The 18,709-nt window shown below is 57.9% G+C and carries 17 protein-coding genes; 10 read left to right on the top strand and 7 right to left on the bottom strand.

Annotation, left to right across the window (positions count from 1 at the left end; genetic code table 11):
• The first annotated feature begins 100 nt into the window (after positions 1-100).
• Entirely contained in the window at positions 101-562 is a 462-nt protein-coding gene (locus tag R6X40_RS03970) for a tripartite tricarboxylate transporter TctB family protein (RefSeq protein ID WP_318411118.1), read from the top strand.
• A gap of 9 nt (positions 563-571) precedes the next feature.
• Positions 572-2,077: a tripartite tricarboxylate transporter permease gene (locus R6X40_RS03965; RefSeq protein WP_318411116.1), complete on the top strand. Its 1,506-nt coding sequence runs from the start codon at positions 572-574 to the stop codon at positions 2,075-2,077.
• 198 nt (positions 2,078-2,275) lie between these two features.
• Here the strand turns inward: R6X40_RS03965 and R6X40_RS03960 are convergent, their stop codons facing one another.
• Positions 2,276-2,449: a hypothetical protein gene (locus R6X40_RS03960; RefSeq protein ID WP_318411114.1), complete on the bottom strand. Its 174-nt coding sequence runs from the start codon at positions 2,447-2,449 to the stop codon at positions 2,276-2,278.
• Between the two features lie 197 nt (positions 2,450-2,646).
• Between R6X40_RS03960 and R6X40_RS03955 the strand changes: the two genes are divergently transcribed.
• The 3 genes from R6X40_RS03955 (at position 2,647) to R6X40_RS03945 (ending at position 4,670) form a co-directional block, all read left to right on the top strand.
• Positions 2,647-2,841, top strand: coding sequence for a hypothetical protein (locus R6X40_RS03955; protein WP_318411112.1), 195 nt, complete (start codon positions 2,647-2,649; stop codon positions 2,839-2,841).
• 191 nt (positions 2,842-3,032) lie between these two features.
• Complete coding sequence (locus tag R6X40_RS03950) at positions 3,033-3,233, top strand: hypothetical protein (protein ID WP_318411111.1); 201 nt, start codon at positions 3,033-3,035, stop codon at positions 3,231-3,233.
• Between the two features lie 432 nt (positions 3,234-3,665).
• On the top strand, positions 3,666-4,670 hold the full coding sequence (locus R6X40_RS03945) for a GlxA family transcriptional regulator (RefSeq protein ID WP_060506316.1): 1,005 nt from the start codon (positions 3,666-3,668) through the stop codon (positions 4,668-4,670).
• 56 nt (positions 4,671-4,726) lie between these two features.
• Here R6X40_RS03945 and R6X40_RS03940 read toward each other — a convergent pair whose 3' ends face one another.
• The 6 genes from R6X40_RS03940 to R6X40_RS03915 all read right to left on the bottom strand — a co-directional run bounded on the left by R6X40_RS03940 (position 4,727) and on the right by R6X40_RS03915 (position 13,940).
• Positions 4,727-5,971 (bottom strand): diguanylate cyclase, encoded by a 1,245-nt coding sequence (locus R6X40_RS03940; RefSeq protein WP_318411106.1) that lies wholly within the window; start codon positions 5,969-5,971, stop codon positions 4,727-4,729.
• A 336-nt stretch (positions 5,972-6,307) separates the two neighbouring features.
• Positions 6,308-7,141 carry a response regulator gene (locus R6X40_RS03935; RefSeq protein WP_318411105.1) on the bottom strand — a complete coding sequence of 278 codons (834 nt, stop codon included), beginning with the start codon at positions 7,139-7,141 and terminating at the stop codon, positions 6,308-6,310.
• A gap of 178 nt (positions 7,142-7,319) precedes the next feature.
• Positions 7,320-7,583, bottom strand: coding sequence for a hypothetical protein (locus R6X40_RS03930; RefSeq protein ID WP_318411103.1), 264 nt, complete (start codon positions 7,581-7,583; stop codon positions 7,320-7,322).
• 311 nt (positions 7,584-7,894) lie between these two features.
• Positions 7,895-10,456 (bottom strand): FAD-dependent oxidoreductase, encoded by a 2,562-nt coding sequence (locus tag R6X40_RS03925; RefSeq protein WP_318411101.1) that lies wholly within the window; start codon positions 10,454-10,456, stop codon positions 7,895-7,897.
• Between the two features lie 243 nt (positions 10,457-10,699).
• Complete coding sequence (locus R6X40_RS03920; RefSeq protein ID WP_318411099.1) at positions 10,700-13,168, bottom strand: mechanosensitive ion channel family protein; 2,469 nt, start codon at positions 13,166-13,168, stop codon at positions 10,700-10,702.
• Positions 13,169-13,379: 211 nt separating this feature from the next.
• Positions 13,380-13,940: a DUF924 family protein gene (locus R6X40_RS03915; RefSeq protein WP_318411098.1), complete on the bottom strand. Its 561-nt coding sequence runs from the start codon at positions 13,938-13,940 to the stop codon at positions 13,380-13,382.
• 310 nt (positions 13,941-14,250) lie between these two features.
• On the opposite strand from R6X40_RS03915, the gene R6X40_RS03910 reads away from it, so the two are divergent.
• From R6X40_RS03910 to R6X40_RS03890, 5 genes are all read left to right on the top strand, one after another.
• Positions 14,251-14,538, top strand: a complete 288-nt coding sequence (locus R6X40_RS03910; RefSeq protein WP_318411097.1) for a membrane lipoprotein lipid attachment site-containing protein — start codon at positions 14,251-14,253, stop codon at positions 14,536-14,538.
• Between the two features lie 193 nt (positions 14,539-14,731).
• Positions 14,732-15,757, top strand: a complete 1,026-nt coding sequence (locus tag R6X40_RS03905) for a sulfate ABC transporter substrate-binding protein (RefSeq protein ID WP_318411095.1) — start codon at positions 14,732-14,734, stop codon at positions 15,755-15,757.
• A 6-nt stretch (positions 15,758-15,763) separates the two neighbouring features.
• Positions 15,764-16,621 (top strand): sulfate ABC transporter permease subunit CysT, encoded by an 858-nt coding sequence (gene cysT, locus R6X40_RS03900; protein WP_318411093.1) that lies wholly within the window; start codon positions 15,764-15,766, stop codon positions 16,619-16,621.
• Positions 16,611-17,495 carry a sulfate ABC transporter permease subunit CysW gene (gene cysW / locus R6X40_RS03895; protein WP_318411091.1) on the top strand — a complete coding sequence of 295 codons (885 nt, stop codon included), beginning with the start codon at positions 16,611-16,613 and terminating at the stop codon, positions 17,493-17,495. The genes cysT and cysW overlap by 11 nt, the downstream gene beginning before the upstream one ends.
• Positions 17,496-17,509: 14 nt before the next feature.
• The gene (locus R6X40_RS03890; RefSeq protein WP_318411090.1) at positions 17,510-18,547 is read left to right on the top strand and encodes a sulfate/molybdate ABC transporter ATP-binding protein; all 1,038 of its coding nucleotides are present in this window, start codon (positions 17,510-17,512) and stop codon (positions 18,545-18,547) included.
• Positions 18,548-18,709 lie beyond the last annotated feature (162 nt).

Below are 18,709 nucleotides of genomic sequence, written 5' to 3'. Positions count from 1 at the left end.
CCTCTTTCCTGAAAGAGGAAGGCGTTTGCCCAATGTCGTTTCGACGGCCGTGCGATGAGCAGGTGGGCACAGGAGACCGGGCTGAAATCAAGGAGGCATCATGAAATCCTTATCCTTCGACACCACCAACGCGCTCTGCGGCGCACTCTTCATCGGACTGGGCGGCTTTTTCGTCTATCAAAGCCTTGGGCTTGAGCTCGGCACGGCATTCAAGATGGGACCGGGCTACTTTCCGCTGGTGCTCGCCGCCATCCTGAGCCTGCTTGGCATCATCATCATCGTTCAATCGACCCGTGTCGAAGGCGAGCCGCTCGGACCGGTCGCCTGGCGCGGTATGCTGTTCATCCTGCCAGCGCCGATCTTCTTCGGTCTGACCGTGCGCGGCCTCGGCTTCGTGCCATCGCTGTTCTTCACCGCCCTGATCGCCTGCTTCGCGTCCCAGCGCATGAAGCCACTGACGGCACTTGCACTGTCGGTCGCCCTGACGATCTTTTCGGTTGCCGTGTTCAGCTACGCGCTCGGCCTGCCCTTTCAGCGCTTCGGCCCCTGGGTCAGATTGTAGGACGTCACGATGGAACTTTTCAGCAATCTCGCACTCGGCTTTACCACGGCCGGCTCGCCCGAAAACCTCCTCTTTTGCCTGATCGGCGTGCTGCTCGGCACATTGATCGGCGTGCTGCCTGGCATCGGCGCCACCGCAACCATCGCCATGCTGTTGCCGATTACCTTCCAGCTCGAGCCTGTCTCCTCGCTGATCATGCTCGCCGGCATTTATTACGGCGCACAGTACGGCGGATCGACCACCGCCATCCTGATCAACATGCCCGGTGAATCCTCGTCCGCCGTTACCGCCATTGACGGCTACCAGATGGCCCGCAAAGGCCGGGCCGGAGCAGCCCTTTCCATCGCAGCGCTTGGTTCGTTCTTCGCCGGAACGGTCTCGACCTTCCTCGTGGCAATTTTCGCCCTGCCGCTGACGGCCATCGCTCTTCAGTTTGGCGCGGCCGAATATTTCTCGCTGATGATCGTTGGCCTGGTATCGTCGATCGCGCTTGCCCATGGCTCTATCGTCAAGGCGCTGGCTATGGTGGCGCTTGGACTGTTGCTCGGCCTCGTCGGTACCGACATTTATACGGGAACCCCACGCTTCACCCTTGGCATCCGCGAATATGCCGATGGCTTGAACTTCGTCGCCGTCGCCGTCGGTGTCTTCGGTGTTGCCGAAATCCTGCGCAATCTTGAGGGTGAAAAGACCCGAACGATACTGATGGCCAAGGTCAGTGGCCTTTTGCCAACGCGCGACGATTTCAAACAGATGGTTGCGCCTGTCCTGCGCGGTACGGCAATCGGCTCGGCACTCGGCATTTTGCCCGGTGGCGGCGCCATTCTTGCCGCCTTCGCCTCCTATACGGTCGAAAAGCGCATCTCCAAGCATCCGGAGGAGTTCGGCCATGGAGCGATCGCCGGTGTCGCGGGACCCGAATCGGCCAACAATGCCGGCGCCCAAACCTCGTTCATCCCGCTCCTGACGCTCGGCATTCCTGCCAATCCGGTCATGGCGCTGATGGTGGGTGCGATGATCATCCAGGGCATCGTGCCCGGTCCGAACGTTGCAGTCGAGCAGCCGGCGCTGTTCTGGGGCATCATCGCCTCGATGTGGATCGGCAACCTGATGCTGGTCATCCTCAACCTGCCGCTGATCGGCCTCTGGGTGAAGCTGCTGACGATCCCCTACTACGTGCTTTTCCCGATCATCATGGCCTTCTGCTCGATCGGTGTCTACAGCGTCAATTCCAACGTCTACGACCTCTATGCCGTCGCCTTCTTCGGTTTGGCGGGTTATGCGCTGGTCAAGCTGCGCTGCGAGCCCGCACCTCTCCTGCTCGGCTTCGTACTCGGGCCTCTGCTGGAAGAAAACCTGCGGCGGGCGATGATCCTGTCGCGCGGCGATGCGACCACCTTCGTGACACGGCCGATCAGTGCCATCCTGCTGTTGATCGCCCTTGCCGTGCTGGTCGTCGTCTTCCTGCCTGCTGTCAAGGCCAAGCGCGAAGCAGTCTTCCAGGAAGAGGATTGATCGCCAGCAGCCCGACACTGATATTGATGGTGTCAACGATCGCCGGCAGGCAGCAACTGCCGGCGATCCGCCGATCAGACAGCGCATAAATGAATAAAGGCCAGTCTCCCGACCAGCCCTTCAAAAAGTCCCGATAATTTCAGCCATCGGCTATTGGTGTTTAAGAGCCACCTGCCCGTTGGCGGTATCAATCAGCACCTAGGCTGCGTGAACGCCGCTCTTGCCGTCCTCATTCTTTCTGATCCCAATCCCTGTCGAGGCTTCGATCATCGCCATGTTGATGATGTAGCTCAACAGAACATTACACTGGTTGTCGGCCAGAAGTTTTGCGGCTCCCAGAAGATCGACGATATGAGACTGCGGTTTCATCATGCGCTCCAGCCTTGTCGTTATTTGACACTCCATGTTGCGCTAATTTAGACAATATATTCAACTATGGATATTCATCATTGAAAAATACCAGTTGAGGCAACAATAAACCCCTTCAATTTTATGGTTTTCGACGCTTGTTTGACAAAAAAAACAACATGAGGATAATTGTATACTTATCCGATTCAGAGAAACCCAAAATGACACCCGGCCCAATCTTCAGCGACGCTCAGCTCAAACTCTGGCTGCGCCGTGTCAAGACCGAGATGTCGAATGGAACAGCGCCCGAGACCGCTCTTGATCTGGTCAAAGCCGCCATGACAGCCCAGACCGCCGAACAAACGCGACCATCACCAGCAAGAGAGACACCACGGCTGTCGGCGAAAAAATCCTAGAAATATCGCCGCCGGAAGTGGCTTTTTCTGCCGTTTTGACCTGCATGGCAACGATGTTCCAAAGTCCGGATACATCATGATTATTGATGTAAGAGATCAATTATATTCGCTTGAATGATGAATGGCCATCCGGCATATCTCTCTCATGGTCGCGACCTTTTGAATCCTCCCAATCAAAAGGAACCAGAACAATGGCATTCTTAACTTTAGAACATAGCTCCAAGCCAAGGCATTCGTCCTTTGCTTCGGCCCTTTTCGGCCTGCGCGCGCGTGCTGTCGCCTCGTGGAAGCGCCGTCGCGCCGAGCGGGCCCTCGAAGGCCTCTCCTATGACACTTTGAAGGATATCGGCTTCCCATCCGCCGACCGGACCAATATCACGTCGACGCGATGATGCGGGCAGCAACGGCCTGTGACGGTCAGCCGTGTCGAAAAACCGTCAATCGTGGTTAGCAAAGGGCATTTCGGCCATGACGGCGGAATGCCCTTTTTGCTTGTTTCGACATCGAAGCTTGCGTGGCCTATTTCCGACACTTGCGGCTGCCGTTCCTATACGTCGCAAATTGTCGAAAACAACTCCGGAAACGCATCGAACAACAGGACTGCAACTCGGAGAGGCAAGACTAAAATGCGACATTTATGTCGTTAATAACGAAGCTTTCGGCCATTTTCTGATCAGTTTGCCACTTTCGGCGGCACACCGGCCAATAGGCGCAGTATTTATTTCTTCCCAGTCGCTGGCGTCCATGTCAATGTCGCGTTCAGGAAAGCTCGATAGCGCTTTTCCACGTGACAAATGCGACATCTGCGGCGCATGGGACCTTCGATGAACAAGCCACTGACCAAAAAGCGATCTCTCGTCTTCTTTCTCGTGCCCAACTTCTCGATGCTGCCGTTTTCTGCGGCGATCGAAACGCTGCGCATCGCCAACCGTATGCTGGGCTATGAAGCCTATACGTGGCGCCTGTCCTCGACCGACGGCACCCAGGTGCTGTCATCGAGTGGTATCGGCCTGGAGGTCAATACCTCGCTTGCCGACGAACGGAAGTTTCTGGGCGGAGAAAACCGCCCTTCGATGGTGCTGGTCTGTTCCGGCATCTATGTCGAGGACTTCAACAACAAGTCGGTCAATGCCTGGCTGCGCGAGGTCTACAATCGCGGCGTCTCGGTCGGGAGCCTCTGTACGGGCGCCCATGTGCTGGCATCGGCCGGCCTGTTGACGGGCAAGCGCTGCGCCATCCACTGGGAAAATCTGCCGGGCTTTGCCGAAACCTTTCCGCAGGTCGATGTCTATGCCGATCTCTATGAGATCGACAGCAACATCTACACCTGTGCCGGCGGCACGGCCTCGCTCGACATGATGCTGAACCTGATCGATCAGGATTTCGGTGAGAATCTGGTCAACCGCGTTTGCGAACAGGCCCTGACGGACCGCGTCCGCGGACCGCATGACCGCCAGCGTCTGCCGCTTCGTGCCCGTCTCGGCGTGCAGAATGCCAAGGTCCTCTCGATCATCGAGCTGATGGAAGGCAATCTGTCCGAACCGCTATCGCTTTTGGAAATCGCTGATGGTGCCGGTCTGTCGCGCCGCCAGATCGAGCGGCTGTTCCGCCAGGAAATGGGCCGTTCCCCTGCCCGCTACTATCTTGAAATCCGCCTCGACCGCGCCCGGCACCTGCTGGTGCAGTCGGCCATGCCGGTGGTTGAAGTCGCTGTCGCCTGCGGCTTCGTCTCGGCTTCGCATTTCTCGAAGTGTTATCGCGAACTCTATAACCGTTCGCCTCAGCAGGAGCGCGCCGAGCGCAAGCTGACCCTGCAGGCAGCGCGATAAGCATTCCCTCTGCGAAGGCGGCGGCGCGGCATACCAGCCTGGCGCCGCCCTACATTTCACGACGCCATGGATTTGAGCAGGGTCAGTTCGGAGACGATCCGGTTTCGCCCATCATATTTCGCCATGTAGAGAAATTGGTCGGCAGCATTCAGGTAGTTGTCGAAGGTTTCGAGCCCTTCGATCGTGGCAAGCCCGATCGAGACGGTCACTGACAATTCCTCATCGTCGGCAATCACCTTTGCCTGCGCCAGATCGAGCCGCAACATCTCGCAGAAATCGCTGGCGGCCGCGACATCGAGCCCATTGAAAAGCACACCGAACTCTTCCCCGCCCAAGCGGGCAAGCAGATGCTCCTCTCCGACAAGCCCGCGCAGGCGCGTAGCAACGGCTTTCAGCACCAAGTCGCCAACCTCGTGGCCATAGGTGTCGTTCAGGCGCTTGAAGTGGTCGATATCAAGGATGGCAATCGACGTCGTCTCGCCCCGGCGCAAACACTGCTCGACAAGCCGAGGGCCGTGCTGGAAAAAGTAGCGCCTGTTGTAGATGTCGGTGAGATAGTCGCGCGCAGCGATCCCATGCAGCGCCTGGATGCGCTTCTGGATGCTGGCAACCTGAAACACCCGGCTATTGAACTCATCCACCAGAAATGGCTTCTGGATGAATTCGGTACCACCGCGTTGTAAAAACCGTGCGGCATGCTGACGATCGTCAGCTGCGGCGAGAGCGATGACGCTTAGCGTATCCTCGCCATATCGCTGACGGATCTCACCAAGCAGCGCACAGGCAGACATGTCGGACAGCGAAAAATCGGTCACAACCAGATCGAAGCCATCGCTGGTATCGAGCAGATGCAATGCTTCGTTTCCGCCACTCGCCGGCGTCACGCAAAACTGCTGTTGCCGCAACTGGCTCAAAAGCTCCGCCCGCGACGCCGGGTCCGAATCCACCAGCAGCACATTCGTCTCGATATTGGTCAGCGCGCGGTCGACCACCGAGATCACATGGCTGATCGAATCCGGCTGGCTCTTGATAACGCAATCGACCACCCTGCGGCAAAGGATGTCCTCGCGCGTGCTGCTGTTAAACGAGCCCGTGAAAACGATTGCGGCTATGTTCTGGGAAATCACATATTCAAGTGCTTCGCAGTTGGGCGCGTCCGGCAAATTAAGATCGAGAACCGCGACGGAATAGTTACCGTCGCCTGCTTCCACTGCTTGGCGAAGCGCCTCCAGGGAGCCGCAATGGGTGACGTCGAGGCCGTGTGCGGTCTCAAGTCCACGCTTGAGAACCGTAGCAAACATACGAGAATCCTCGACCAGAAGCATCCGTTTACCCGAATGTTTCTGGATATGGGTTCCCCGCGCCGGTGCCTTGCGAAAGCTCACGTCCTATCAATCCCATAGTGAGCCAAGGGCGTTTCTGTCACCAGACGCAGGCTCTCACAATATTATCTTTATGCGGATAGTCGCCCTTGCCGAAGCAGAGCGAGACCCCTTGTCCCTCCCCTGCATTCAACTGGCATGCACTTGCGATTTGGTTAAACAATCAGGTCGAATGATCAAATTTTGCCGCCGGAAACACAAAAATGTCACATTTCCGGCGACCTAAAATTCTAATTTAGCAATGCAACAATCCACTCAGGCTTTCTTTGCAATTTTGGCGCCTAGAGTTTGAATTTTGGTCAACGTGTCGAGGTTCTGGTTCACTCGGCAGTAAAACTCTTCGTTGACGAATGGACGCAGCATGAAATCGTTGCCGCCCGCCTTCAGGAAGCGCGCCGACAATAGCCGGTTTGCCGAAGACGACACGCCGATAATGCGCAACTGATGCGGGCCATAGGCGCTACGGATACGGCGGGTCAGTTCGAAACCGTCGATATCCGGCATGTTGTAATCGGTGATCACCAGACCAATATCCGGATGCTTCTTCAGCAATTCAAGTGCAGCAGCGCCGCTCTCGGCCGAACTGGTGCGGAAATTGTAGCGCTTCAACTGCGTTGTCAAAAGCGCGCGTGCCGTCGGGCTGTCATCGACGATCAACACATGGTGCTTGTGATTGGTCAGGAAGCGGCAGACGGATTCCGCCAGCATATCGACAGCGAAAACGCTGTCCTTGATGACATAGTCAACGATATCCTTGGCAAGGATAGTCTCGCGGGTGCTTTCCTGGAAGGTGCCGGTAAAGACGATCGTCGGTACGCTCATATCGATCAGATAGGACAAGGCCTCGCCGTTTTCGGCCCCGGGCAGATTGATGTTGGAAATGGCCAGCGTCGCCGGGAAGGAGGCGTTCTCGATCGAAAACTGCAAATCGTCATAATCGCGGCAAACGATCACATCAATATCGAGAAGTTCCTTCAGCCTCTTGGAGACCATGGCGGAGAAGAGATTGGAATCTTCGGCAAGCACGATGCGATGCTGCTGCAAGGATTCACCGGAATAGTACATTCCGGACACGCCAAAAAATGACATTGATTGCCTATCTGAAAAGATTGTCCCCGCGGTCAAGCTATCCAGAAAGGTTTTCGCAGTCGTTAATCACCTGCTGAAATAGAAGGTCGCATACCGCTAAAAGCAAGACGGGCAAAAGCCCGCCTTGGCTGAACGGAAACAGGTGGCATTTCGACAGTCGAACCACCCAGGCGCAGTCTTATTTGACGACGGCCGATCCGTTGAGAATCTCGATGGTTTCATCCCCCTGCAGGCCGATGCGATCGCCGCTCGGTGTCGTGATGAAACACCCACTCGGGCAGATCGATTCAGTACCACCTGCGCTGATGGCGACTTCCATACGGCTTTCGCCTTCAACCACGACAAGCACCGCAGCGTCGGCATCCTTGTTGGTCACCGTCGCGGACCATGCAGGAAGAGCGATAGCGATAGTCAGAACACATGCACTTACGAATGTTTTCATTGCCCATCAGCGCTTCTGCGCCGCCCCTTTTTTGGCATTTCGCGCGCCAGACGGTAGGTCTGGACCGGACAAGATGCCTCTTCACCCCGCATCAGACTAACGCACGCCGGAGGAATTGCATGAAAAATATGACGCGACGGCTGAATAGAGGCTGAATGATGAGGATAACCGGCGTTCATCTGCGAACCGCCAGCCCTGCGGATAAAACAGTCCAATTCCGCAAACTCAGAATGTTCGGCACCTAGACATAAAAAAGCGCACCCGCTCGATTGAGGGGTGCGCCGGGGGCTTATTCAGAAGACCTCAAACAATCAGCTCTTCGGCTTCAGGTTTTCCGGATCATAGAGCGGCTTGTAGCCGATCCCGACAACCTCGACCGGATAAGTCTCGGCAAAATACTCGATATTCAGCTTGCGGCCCATCTGGCAGTAGGCATGAGGCAGGTAAGCGAGCGCGATGTTCTTGCCGATGGTCGGGCCAAACGCGATGGAGGTTGTGTAGGAGCGGCGGCCGAGATCGTCGATCAGCACGTCTCCGGTTTCCGGGTCCATGACCGGCAGGTTGCCGAGCGGATAACGCTTCACACCGGATTTGTCGGTGTTTTCGGTCATCAGCAACGTGCAGAGCATCGCCGGCTGATGGTCGCGCGCCTTGTATTCCAGATGCTTGGCCTTGCCGCGGAAGTCGGCTTCCTTGACCTTCGGACGGGCAAGATCGGCTTCGATGAGGTTGTACTGGGTGAGCAGATCGGCGTTCTGCAGCCGCAGGCTCTTTTCCATGCGGCGTGAATTCGCGTAGGTCTCGACGCCGAAGGCCATGACCCCGGTTGTCCTGAGCGCATCCCAGACGGCGAGGCCGTCCTCGTATTTCATATGCAGCTCCCAGCCTTGCTCGCCGACATAGGAGATGCGGAAGGCGGTGACGGACTTGCCGCCGATCTCGATCTGCTTGATGGCGGCGAAGGCAAAATTTTCCGCATCGAGCCCGGCCGGATCGGCAACGACCTTCTTCAGCGTGTCGCGGGCGTTCGGCCCCCAGATGCCGATGGTGATGAATTTCTCGGTCACATCGGTGATGGTGACGTCGAGGCCACGATCTTCCGCGATGCGCTTCATGTAGTGGAAGTCGCGCGGGCCGGCATCGGCACCGTTGATCAACCGGCCACGATCGGCCATGCGGATGACGGTGAAGTCGGCACGCACCATGCCCTCGTCATCGAGGAAGTGGGTATAGATGCCCTTGCCGATATTGCCATCGCCACCGATTTTTGCGGCGCACAGCCATTCGAGAAGCTCGACATGATCAGGCCCCTCGATATCGACCATGTGGAAGTGTGAGAGGTTGACGATGCCGCAATCGTCGGTCATCGCCAGATGCTCGGCGTTGGAGACGCGCCAGAAATGACGGCTGTCCCACTCGTTCTCGCGCACCGGAACCTTGTCACCGTATTTTTCTAACAGATGCTCATTGGCCTTGTAGCCATGCGCACGCTCCCAGCCGCCAAGCTCCATGAAGTAACCGCCGAGCTCTTTTTCGCGCTCATGGAAGGGCGAGCGCTTGACGCCACGGCCGGAAGCATAAGGCTCGCGGTTGTGCACGGCCGGGAAGTAGATCTTCTGGGCGGCCTCGTAGCTGCGGCCCTCGATGAACTCTTCCGTCAACTGGTGCGGGTAGAAGCGGGAATAGTCGATGCTGTTGTGATCGATCTCAGTGCGGCCGTCCGTCATCCAGTCTGCGATCAGCTTGCCATAACCGGGACCGTCCTTCACCCAGATAGCCACGCAATACCAGAGACCGCGGACCTTCTGGCTCTCGCCGCAGGATGGGCCACCGGCGGCCGATACCTGCAACAGCCCGTTGAAGGAATGGCTTTCGTTATAGCCAAGCTCGCCGAGGATCGGCGTCAGCTCCATCGCCTTTTCGAGCGGCTCGAGAATCTGCTCCATATCGAGGTCGCGCTGCGAGGGAGACAGGCGCGCCTGGTGCTTTTCGAGGATGTCGCGCGGGTGGCAGAGACGTGGATTGGTGGTCTCGTAATACCCCCATTCGATCTGGCCGCCTTCGGTGGTCTTCGGATCGCCAGTGTCGCGCATATAGGCGGAATTGCCCTGGTCACGCAGAAGCGGAAAGCCGATTTCCTTGCCCGTGCCTTCGAACTCATTGTACGGGCCGAAGAAGGTCAGCGGATGATCGACCGGCATGACCGGCAGATCTTCGCCGACCATTTCGGCAATCAACCGGCCCCAGATACCGGCGCAGACGATAACGTGGTCGGCCATGATCGTACCGCGATGGGTGACGACGCCCTTGATGCGGCCACCCTCGACGATCAGCGATTGAGCCGGCGTATTGCCGAACATCTGCAGCTTGCCAGATTTTTCGGCAGCATCCACCAGTTTGCCGGCAACAGTCTGCGAACGCGGAACGACGAGGCCGGCATCCGGATCGAACATGCCACCCATCACCTGATCTTCCTCGATCAACGGGAACATCTTCTTGATTTCAGGCGGGGAAACATAATGCGCGCGGGTGCCAAAAGCCTTGGCGGAGGATAGCTTGCGCTTGATCTCTTCCATCCAGGTATCGTCGCCGGTGCGCACCACTTCGAGACCGCCGATGCGCGCGTAGTGGCCCATCTTCTCGTAGAAATCGATCGAGTATTGCGTTGTCCAGACCGAGAGATAGTCGTGGCTGGTCGTGTAGCAGAAATCGGACGCGTGTGCCGTCGAGCCGATGTCGGTCGGGATGCCTGATTTGTCGATGCCGACGATATCGTCCCATCCGCGCTCGATGAGATGATGGGCGATAGACGCGCCCACGATGCCACCCAACCCGATGATAACGACCTTCGCCTTTTGCGGAAATTCTGCCATAGCCCACGACCCTGATTGAATACTGAAACCGGATTTTAGAGTTTGCGCCGCCGACACTAGAGCCTGTCTACGACATAATCATCGTGCTGCACGACCAGCGCCATGCAGTCCATCAATTGGCAGGGCCGGTGTCAGCTGGAAAGATGCATTCTTTGCTCTGCAATAAACAGAAATCGATGCCGAGGAACGGCGGCACCGACCTATACAGACCGGCCGCCGCTGCGCGCAGTGTAAAGCAGGGAATCAGTCTCTGTCGCCCACAGTCTCAACGGTCACCCGGCGCGGGCGCCGCTGCGTTCCGCTGCGCCGGATAGTGTCTTCCAGCGGCGATGGCACCTCGGCTGGCCCTGCTGCATCAGCCTGGAGTGTGAGCGCATCGGTCTCGGGTCCAGGCGGCGGCGCTTCCGGCTCCAGCTCCTCTTTCGAAAAGGGTGCGCCGAGCCCCTCTTCCTTGAACTGTTCGTAGATCGCCAGCCGAAGATCATTGCGCACACCGGTGCCATTGACGATATCGGCCAGATAAACCCTCAATTCGAAGGTCATGGTTGCATCGCCGAAGGCGGAGAAGACGGCCAATGGCTGCGGATTTTTCAACACCAGCGGATGCGCGGCGGCAATTTTCAGCAGGGTGTCCATCACCTGGCGCGGCGCGCTGCTATAACTGACGGTTACAGGAATATCCGACCGGCCGAGCTTGTTCTTGTGCGTCCAGTTGCCAACCGAGGCGTTGATGAACAGCGAGTTCGGCACCATGATGGTCTGGCGCTGGAATGTCTCGATCTCGGTTGCCCGAACGGAGATGCGCTTGACAAAACCTTCGGTGGTCCCTGTGACCACCCAGTCTCCCACCTTGAAAGGCCGCTCTACCAGAAGGATGAGCCCCGAGACGAAATTGGAGACAATGTTCTGTAGGCCGAAACCAACGCCGAGGGATAGCGCACCGGCAACAAGCGCCAGGTTGGACAGATTAAACCCTGCCGCAGAGATGCCGATCAGACCGGCAAGGCCGATGCCGAGATAGCCGATACCGGTCTTGACGGAATTGCGAACCCCGGTATCGACGCGGCTGCGGGCCATGACATTGCCGTCGATCCAGCGCTGGAACCAGCGCGTCACTACATACCCAGCGGCGAACAGCAGGACACCGGCAAGGATGCCAACGATCGAGATCTTGATGCTGCCAATATTGATGTCGGTGAAAATGCGGTAAGCCCACGCCTCGATATCGGCGATCTGGAAACCCCATTGCAGCAAGATCAGGGGGATAAAGAACAGGACCACCAGCACGTAGATCCCAAGTCCTGCGGCCAAACCGGTCTGGTCCAGCGCAACCTGTTCCATCCCGAAACGCTTTTCGAGATAACGGCCGACCACCGTGTCGGCGAGCGCATTCTGCTTGGCAACAGCCTTGCCGGTCAGAATACCGATGTACATCGTCACCAGAATGGCACCGGTCATGACGATTTGTGTGGCGATGAAGCGCGCAAGCCCGACATAGCCCGCCAGTGTCGCAAGAATGAGGGCGACGCCTGTGAGAACGAACAGCAATGAAACCGCCCTTGGCCACGGCCTGCCCTGGCCGTCCAGCGTTTCCCCCGCCGGAACGATCGGCTTGATCAACGACATCGCCATCAGAATGAGGCCAATGATGATCGTTGCAACAAGGCTCTTGACCACGGTGAAGACGACCGGAGAGCCCAGCATTTCGCTGATCGTGCCCGCCAGATAATCCAGACCGTTGACAACAGCCATGGCGAAAATCGACAGCACCAACAGGCGCGCGCCGTGATCGGATACCCTGACCAGCCGCCAGGCGTTTTGCTTCGGCGCCAGAACGGCATTTGACAGCGTCGAGACAAACATCAGGGCGACGCTGATCGCCAGCGTCGCCGAAATGAACGGCGCAATATCAGGCCGCAGGACCTTGAAGACCTGAAGAAAAAAGTAACTGGTGGCCGCAAACACGCCCGTCGCCATGGTCGGGACCATTGTCGACCAGAACGCCACGGAGAGACGTGTGATGTATCCCGGCTCTTCGCCCAGCGTTTCGCGATCGATCAACGGGGAAAACACCCGGCGCGTCACCGCATGCAGGACGAAAGCCGCGCAAAGCGAGAGGAAAAGAGCAGTGAGAAACTGCAGGCGCTTGAAGTTCCAGGCAAAGGTCAGCCAACTGCCGACGGTCCGGGTAAAGGCTTGCCTCTCCATGCTGATCGCAGCGATGGCGTCCATCACCATCGAACCGTTGATGTCGGTGTGTTTGAGCAGCGTGTTGCTGAACAGAGCGCGTCGCGTGGCGGTAATACCGTTGGACAGCTTGGTTGCCTGAACCGACAGGTCTTCGGCCGTTCCCGTCAGCGCATTGATTTCGCCTCGCTCGGCAAGAAGGCGCTTGCGTTCCTGCGCAACGACGTCAGCCTCTGGGGCCGCACCGTCCTTCGGCGGGTCGCCAAGCTCGGCAAGACGCGCCTTGATTTCGTCCAGGCGTGGCCGGGTGGCCACCGATATCGCGATGATCTGCTTGGCCGCCGCATCGACCTCGACCTTCAACTCGGCGAGACGGCTATCGTCATTCTTGGCGTTGTTTGTCTGATCGGTGAGCCTCGCCAGGTTCTTGCGAGCCACTTCCAACTGCTCGGCCGCCTGTGCCTGCGGGCTCGCCACCGCCGCGACCGGTTGCGGCGCGGATTGACCGGCCGGTTCCTGTGCCATGACAGCCCCGGATGCGGCGAACATCCCCAAACACAAAATGGCGGCAAAGAGTTTCGACATCATCGGCAATCACATATCCCTTTTCCGGCAGACCACGCCCCGGAACAGAATCGGGGCGTGGCGCGGACAATTTGGCATTCCATAGGCCGGGCCGCAGTCAGATGTAAAATCGGATTTCCGATGTCTTATCATCTGTTCGCGCCCGCAAAGGTCAAAATCTTGATCCGGGTTGAGAGAGAAACTCGACCTCTGCCGGCGTGGAAACACGCCCCAAAATCGCATTGCGATGCGGGAACCGGCCAAATTTGCGAATAACCTCGCGGTGCCGGATGGCATAATCCAGATAATTCGCGTCGCCCAGATCCGTGAACAACGCCACCGAACGTGTCTGGTCGACAAGATTTTCTGAATGTTCGAACGGGAGATAAAGGAAAACGCGCTGATCGACAGAAAGGTCGCTATCCGCCCCCGCTTCGAGTGCGCGGGTCGCCTCCCGCAAGGCAAGACCGTCGGTCGCAAAGGCAAGCGGCGTACCCCGATACATGTTACGCGGCATCTGGTCGAACAGAACAATTGTGGCAAGCCGGTGTATCGGCGTGGCAAACCATTCAGGCGGCAGGGCGCGCGCCATTTCCAGATGCGTCAATCGAAAACGCTGTTCACATTGGCTATCGAGATCCGGGTGCGGCTTGAACCAGTCCTGCGGTTGCAACTCGTCGAACCAGAACGACAAAACATCTTCCGGTGTACATATGCCGACAGTGTCCGCCATATTTCTCTTTCCTCTTCAATCACCCACCAGACCGGCGATACCGCCCGATCCATACTGGCGGCCTGTTTCACATGCAATTTCGGCGTTACCACGGCAGATAACAGCCTCCGGCGCATTTGCGATGCCGTCCTGTCGCGTGCTGCTGCTGTTACCGATTCTCCATTCACTGTGCTCCGTCCTGTCGTCGAGCAGGTTCAGGGCCACCTGAACGGCTAGACAGGCGAGCTTGCACCGACAAGCTGGAAAATCATTGCAGAAACGTTATGTCAAAGAGGGATGGGATCAGGTGATCCCGGTTGGGAGTTCGACAATGAAAAAGATGATCGTTGCGGCCCTTGCCGCCCTGTTTCTAACATCCTGCGTCGAGACGCAATCCTATGGTGGATCCTACCGCGGACCGGACCCGATCCCCGGCAGCATTACCTATGGCGGCCAGCCCCGCACCAAGCTCAGGAAAGCGCCGGTCGGCAGCACCCTGCACAATAATTTCTACGGCCCTTACGGCGAACGGATCGAAGAGACCTACATGGTCATGCCCGATCGCTCGCTCAAGCTGGTGGCGCGCCGCCGTGGCTTTATCGGTTTCCCCTACGATTGACGTTCCGCGATCGGCAGTGGCGTGGTAACTTCTTCCCGATAACGGATCGTCATCGCCAGTATGAAGCAAATGATTTCGGGATTGGCAGCTGACGGGGGCAGGACTTTCTCCGGCTGATCCCCGAAAGGGAAAGTTCTGCGTTATAATATCCCACTTAATGAATAGAGTATGCCTGCTAACAACGGAGGTGGACATGCGCGTAAAACAACTCACGAGATTCTTGACGGTGGCGCTTCTCGCCTCCAGCATCCAGATCGGCGGACTGGGTGCTGCCTTTGCCGATACGACGATTCTCAATGTCTCCTACGACCCGACCCGCGAACTCTACAAGGACTTCAACGCTGCTTTCGCTGAAAAATGGAAAGCGGATACGGGTGAGACTGTGACGATACAGACGTCACATGGTGGGTCCGGCAAGCAGGCGCGCTCTGTCATCGACGGCTTGGCGGCTGATGTCGTGACGCTGGCGCTTGAAGCCGATATCGATGCCATCGCCAAGGAAACCGGCAAGATCCCGGCGGACTGGAAGACCAAACTCGACAACAACAGTGCCCCTTACACGTCAACGATCGTGTTTCTGGTGCGCAAGGGCAACCCGAAGGGCATCAAGGATTGGGGCGACCTGATCAAGGACGATATCCAGGTGATCACCCCGAACCCGAAAACCTCGGGCGGCGCACGCTGGAACTTCCTGGCGGCCTGGGCCTGGGCACGCGCAGCCAACGGCGGAGACGACACCAAGGCGCAGGAATATGTGACGCAGCTGTTCAAGCATGTTCCCGTCCTCGACACCGGTGCACGCGGCTCAACCACGACATTCGTGCAGCGCGGTCTCGGCGACGTCCTGATTGCCTGGGAAAACGAAGCCTATCTGTCGCTTGAAGAACTTGGGCCCGACAAATTCGACATCATCACCCCGACGATTTCGATCAAGGCCGAACCGCCGGTAGCGCTGGTCGATGGCAATGTCGATGCCAAGGGCACACGCAAGGTGGCAGAAGCCTATCTGCAATACCTTTACTCGGATGTCGGTCAGAAGATCGCGGCAAAACACTACTATCGCCCCTTCAAGCCTGAAGTCGCCGATCCGAATGACATCAAACGATTTGCCGATGTGAAGCTCGTCACTATTGACGAATTCGGCGGATGGAAGGAAGCTCAGCCGAAATATTTTGGGGACGGTGGGCTGTTTGACCAGATCTACAAGCCGGGACAATAAAACTATATGACCGCACGCACAGCTTCGCTGTGGCAATTCAGACAGCCGAGCGTCATTCCGGGATTCGGATTGGCGCTCGGCGTTACTTTGTCATGGCTCGTACTCATCATTCTCATTCCTCTCTCCGGCCTTGCCTGGCGCTCGAGCTCTTTGGGCTGGGGCACGTTCTGGACGCTCGCGACCGACCAGCGCACGGTCAACGCCCTGCGCATCAGTTTCGGCACCGCCTTCGCCGCAGCCCTGATCAATGTCGTTTTCGGTGTCATCCTGGCCTGGGTATTGGTGCGCTACCGGTTTCCGGGAAAGCGCATCATCGACGCCATGGTCGACCTGCCCTTCGCCTTGCCGACCGCTGTTGCCGGTATCGCGCTGACGACGCTCTACGCGCCGAACGGCTGGATCGGTAGCCTTCTAGCGCCGCTCGGCATCAAGATCGCCTTCACACCGATCGGCATCGTCTTCGCGCTGGTCTTCGTCGGCCTGCCCTTCGTTGTCAGAACCGTGCAACCGATTATGGAAGAGATCGACAAGGAGGTTGAAGAAGCCGCCGCCACGCTCGGCGCCAATCGCTTCCAGACCATCAGCCGCGTATTGCTTCCGGGGCTCGCACCAGCGGTGCTGACAGGTTTTGCGCTGGCCTTCGCCCGCGGCGTCGGTGAATATGGCTCCGTCATCTTCATCGCCGGTAACCTTCCTTATATATCGGAAATTGCCCCTCTGCTGATCGTCATCCGCCTGGAAGAGTTCAACTATCCAGCAGCGACGGCAATCGCTGCAATCATGCTGATGATCTCCTTCGTCATGCTGTTGATCATCAACACGATACAGGCCTGGAGCAGAAGGAGGTACGGTTATGGCGCATGATGGAACAACCGCCGGCACCGGAAACACCGAACTGGTCCGCGTCGCAACATCGGAACACCGGCTGGCGCGCTATACGCTGATCGGCCTCGCGCTCTGTTTCGTCGGGCTTTTCCTCGTGCTGCCGCTCGCGGCGGTGTTCACGGAAGCCCTGCGCAACGGACCCGGAGAATTCCTGACCGTCCTCTCAGATCCCGAAACCTTTGCCGCGATCGAATTAACGCTGCTTGTCGCCGTGATTGCCGTACCGCTCAATCTTGTGTTCGGCATCGCGGCCGCATGGGCGATCGCCAAGTTCGAATTCAAGGGCAAGGCGTTTCTCACCACCCTGATCGACCTGCCCTTCTCGGTATCGCCGGTCATATCCGGCCTGGTGTTCATTCTGTTGTTCGGCTCCCATAGTCTGCTCGGACCATGGCTGCAGAGCCACGGCATCCAGATCCTGTTCGCCGTACCCGGCATCGTTCTGGCGACCGTTTTCGTCACCTTCCCGTTCGTTGCCCGCGAACTGATCCCGCTGATGCAGGAACAGGGAACCAGTGATGAAGAGGCTGCCTTGTCTCTGGGTGCAAGCGGCTGGCAGACCTTCTGGTATGTCACGCTGCCCAACATCAAATGGGGCCTGCTCTATGGTGTTCTCCTCTGCAACGCCCGCGCCATGGGCGAGTTCGGCGCGGTCTCGGTGGTCTCCGGACATATCCGCGGACTGACGAACACCATGCCGCTGCAGGTGGAAATTCTCTACAATGAATATAACTTCGTTGCCGCCTTTGCCGTCGCAACGCTTCTCGCCCTGCTGGCTCTTGTCACACTCGTTCTGAAATCGCTGCTTGAAATGAAGTACAGCGCCCAGATCGCAGCCAGCCGCCGGCACTGAAAGGTCACGTTTTTATGGAAGTTCGCGTTCAAAACATACGCAAGGAATTCAGCCGCTTTCCGGCGCTGAACGACGTTTCACTCGATATCCGTTCGGGCGAACTGATTGCCCTGCTTGGGCCCTCCGGTTCCGGCAAGACGACGTTGCTGCGGCTGATTGCAGGCTTGGAAAGCCCAACCGAAGGCACGGTCTATTTCGGCAATGAGGATGCCTCGCGCAAGACTGTCCAGCAGCGCAATATCGGTTTCGTGTTCCAGCACTACGCCCTGTTCCGCCACATGACCGTTCTCGACAACGTCTCCTTCGGCCTGACGATCCGCCCGGCCGGCCGCCGGCCCTCCAAGGCCGACATCCGCAAGCGGGCGCTTGAGCTGCTTGATCTCGTTCAACTCAGCGGCCTTGAAAAGCGCTACCCGGCACAGCTTTCCGGCGGCCAGCGCCAGCGCGTGGCCCTTGCCCGCGCCATGGCGGTGGAACCGAACGTGCTTTTGCTCGACGAGCCGTTCGGCGCCCTCGACGCTCAGGTGCGCAAGGAGCTGCGCCGCTGGCTCCGGGAAATCCATGACCGCACCGGCCACACCACAGTCTTCGTTACCCACGACCAGGACGAAGCACTGGAACTCGCCGACCGCGTCGTGGTTATGAGCAAGGGCAAGATCGAACAGATCGGCACGCCGGACGAAATCTACGACACGCCGAATTCACCTTTCGTCTTCGGCTTCATCGGTCAGTCGAACATCCTGCCCGTGCGCGTCGAAAACGGCCAGCTCTGGATCGGGGATCGCTCAATTGGCGTCAGCGCACAGGGTGAAGCCGACGGGCCCGCCCAGCTCTATTTCCGCCCGCACGATATCGAACTGCTCGATGGTAACGGCGGCTGCATCACGGGCCTCGTCACCGTGACCCGCCGCGTTGCCGGGACGCGCCATGTCGAACTTGACATCGGTGCCGCCAACAACCGCGTCGAGATCGAACTGCCACCAGAAAAAGTCACGTCCGACAATTCACGAATCGCTTTTCGCCCGACTCGCTGGAAACTGTTCCGGGATTAAAGACAACAGATCTGGCGGAGGCTTGCAGCGGCAAAGCCCCCGCCAGCGCCAGGCAATGACAACGCTCTCGATGATTCTCCTGTGCTTTCCGAACGCATCTTGAGTGCCAGAGCAATGTTCTCTTGTTTCAGAACCTGCGGCGATGCTAAAAAAGCACCTGCC

The organism is Rhizobium sp. PL01, assembly GCF_033447125.1.
In the GTDB taxonomy this organism is placed as follows: domain Bacteria; phylum Pseudomonadota; class Alphaproteobacteria; order Rhizobiales; family Rhizobiaceae; genus Pararhizobium.
This window is presented reverse-complemented; position numbering and strand designations above follow the sequence as displayed.

Excerpts from the sequence above, each read along its gene's own strand:
- R6X40_RS03960 (WP_318411114.1), bottom strand. The coding sequence starts at position 2,449 with ATGATGAAACCGCAGTCTCATATCGTCGATCTTCTGGGAGCCGCAAAA.
- R6X40_RS03920 (WP_318411099.1), bottom strand. The coding sequence starts at position 13,168 with ATGGCACAGGAACCGGCCGGTCAATCCGCGCCGCAACCGGTCGCGGCG.
- R6X40_RS03940 (WP_318411106.1), bottom strand. The coding sequence starts at position 5,971 with ATGTTTGCTACGGTTCTCAAGCGTGGACTTGAGACCGCACACGGCCTC.
- cysW (WP_318411091.1), top strand. The coding sequence starts at position 16,611 with ATGGCGCATGATGGAACAACCGCCGGCACCGGAAACACCGAACTGGTC.
- R6X40_RS03935 (WP_318411105.1), bottom strand. The coding sequence starts at position 7,141 with ATGTCATTTTTTGGCGTGTCCGGAATGTACTATTCCGGTGAATCCTTG.
- R6X40_RS03950 (WP_318411111.1), top strand. The coding sequence starts at position 3,033 with ATGGCATTCTTAACTTTAGAACATAGCTCCAAGCCAAGGCATTCGTCC.
- R6X40_RS03915 (WP_318411098.1), bottom strand. The coding sequence starts at position 13,940 with ATGGCGGACACTGTCGGCATATGTACACCGGAAGATGTTTTGTCGTTC.
- R6X40_RS03905 (WP_318411095.1), top strand. The coding sequence starts at position 14,732 with ATGCGCGTAAAACAACTCACGAGATTCTTGACGGTGGCGCTTCTCGCC.
- R6X40_RS03930 (WP_318411103.1), bottom strand. The coding sequence starts at position 7,583 with ATGAAAACATTCGTAAGTGCATGTGTTCTGACTATCGCTATCGCTCTT.
- R6X40_RS03925 (WP_318411101.1), bottom strand. The coding sequence starts at position 10,456 with ATGGCAGAATTTCCGCAAAAGGCGAAGGTCGTTATCATCGGGTTGGGT.
- R6X40_RS03955 (WP_318411112.1), top strand. The coding sequence starts at position 2,647 with ATGACACCCGGCCCAATCTTCAGCGACGCTCAGCTCAAACTCTGGCTG.
- R6X40_RS03910 (WP_318411097.1), top strand. The coding sequence starts at position 14,251 with ATGAAAAAGATGATCGTTGCGGCCCTTGCCGCCCTGTTTCTAACATCC.
- R6X40_RS03965 (WP_318411116.1), top strand. The coding sequence starts at position 572 with ATGGAACTTTTCAGCAATCTCGCACTCGGCTTTACCACGGCCGGCTCG.
- R6X40_RS03970 (WP_318411118.1), top strand. The coding sequence starts at position 101 with ATGAAATCCTTATCCTTCGACACCACCAACGCGCTCTGCGGCGCACTC.
- cysT (WP_318411093.1), top strand. The coding sequence starts at position 15,764 with ATGACCGCACGCACAGCTTCGCTGTGGCAATTCAGACAGCCGAGCGTC.
- R6X40_RS03890 (WP_318411090.1), top strand. The coding sequence starts at position 17,510 with ATGGAAGTTCGCGTTCAAAACATACGCAAGGAATTCAGCCGCTTTCCG.
- R6X40_RS03945 (WP_060506316.1), top strand. The coding sequence starts at position 3,666 with ATGAACAAGCCACTGACCAAAAAGCGATCTCTCGTCTTCTTTCTCGTG.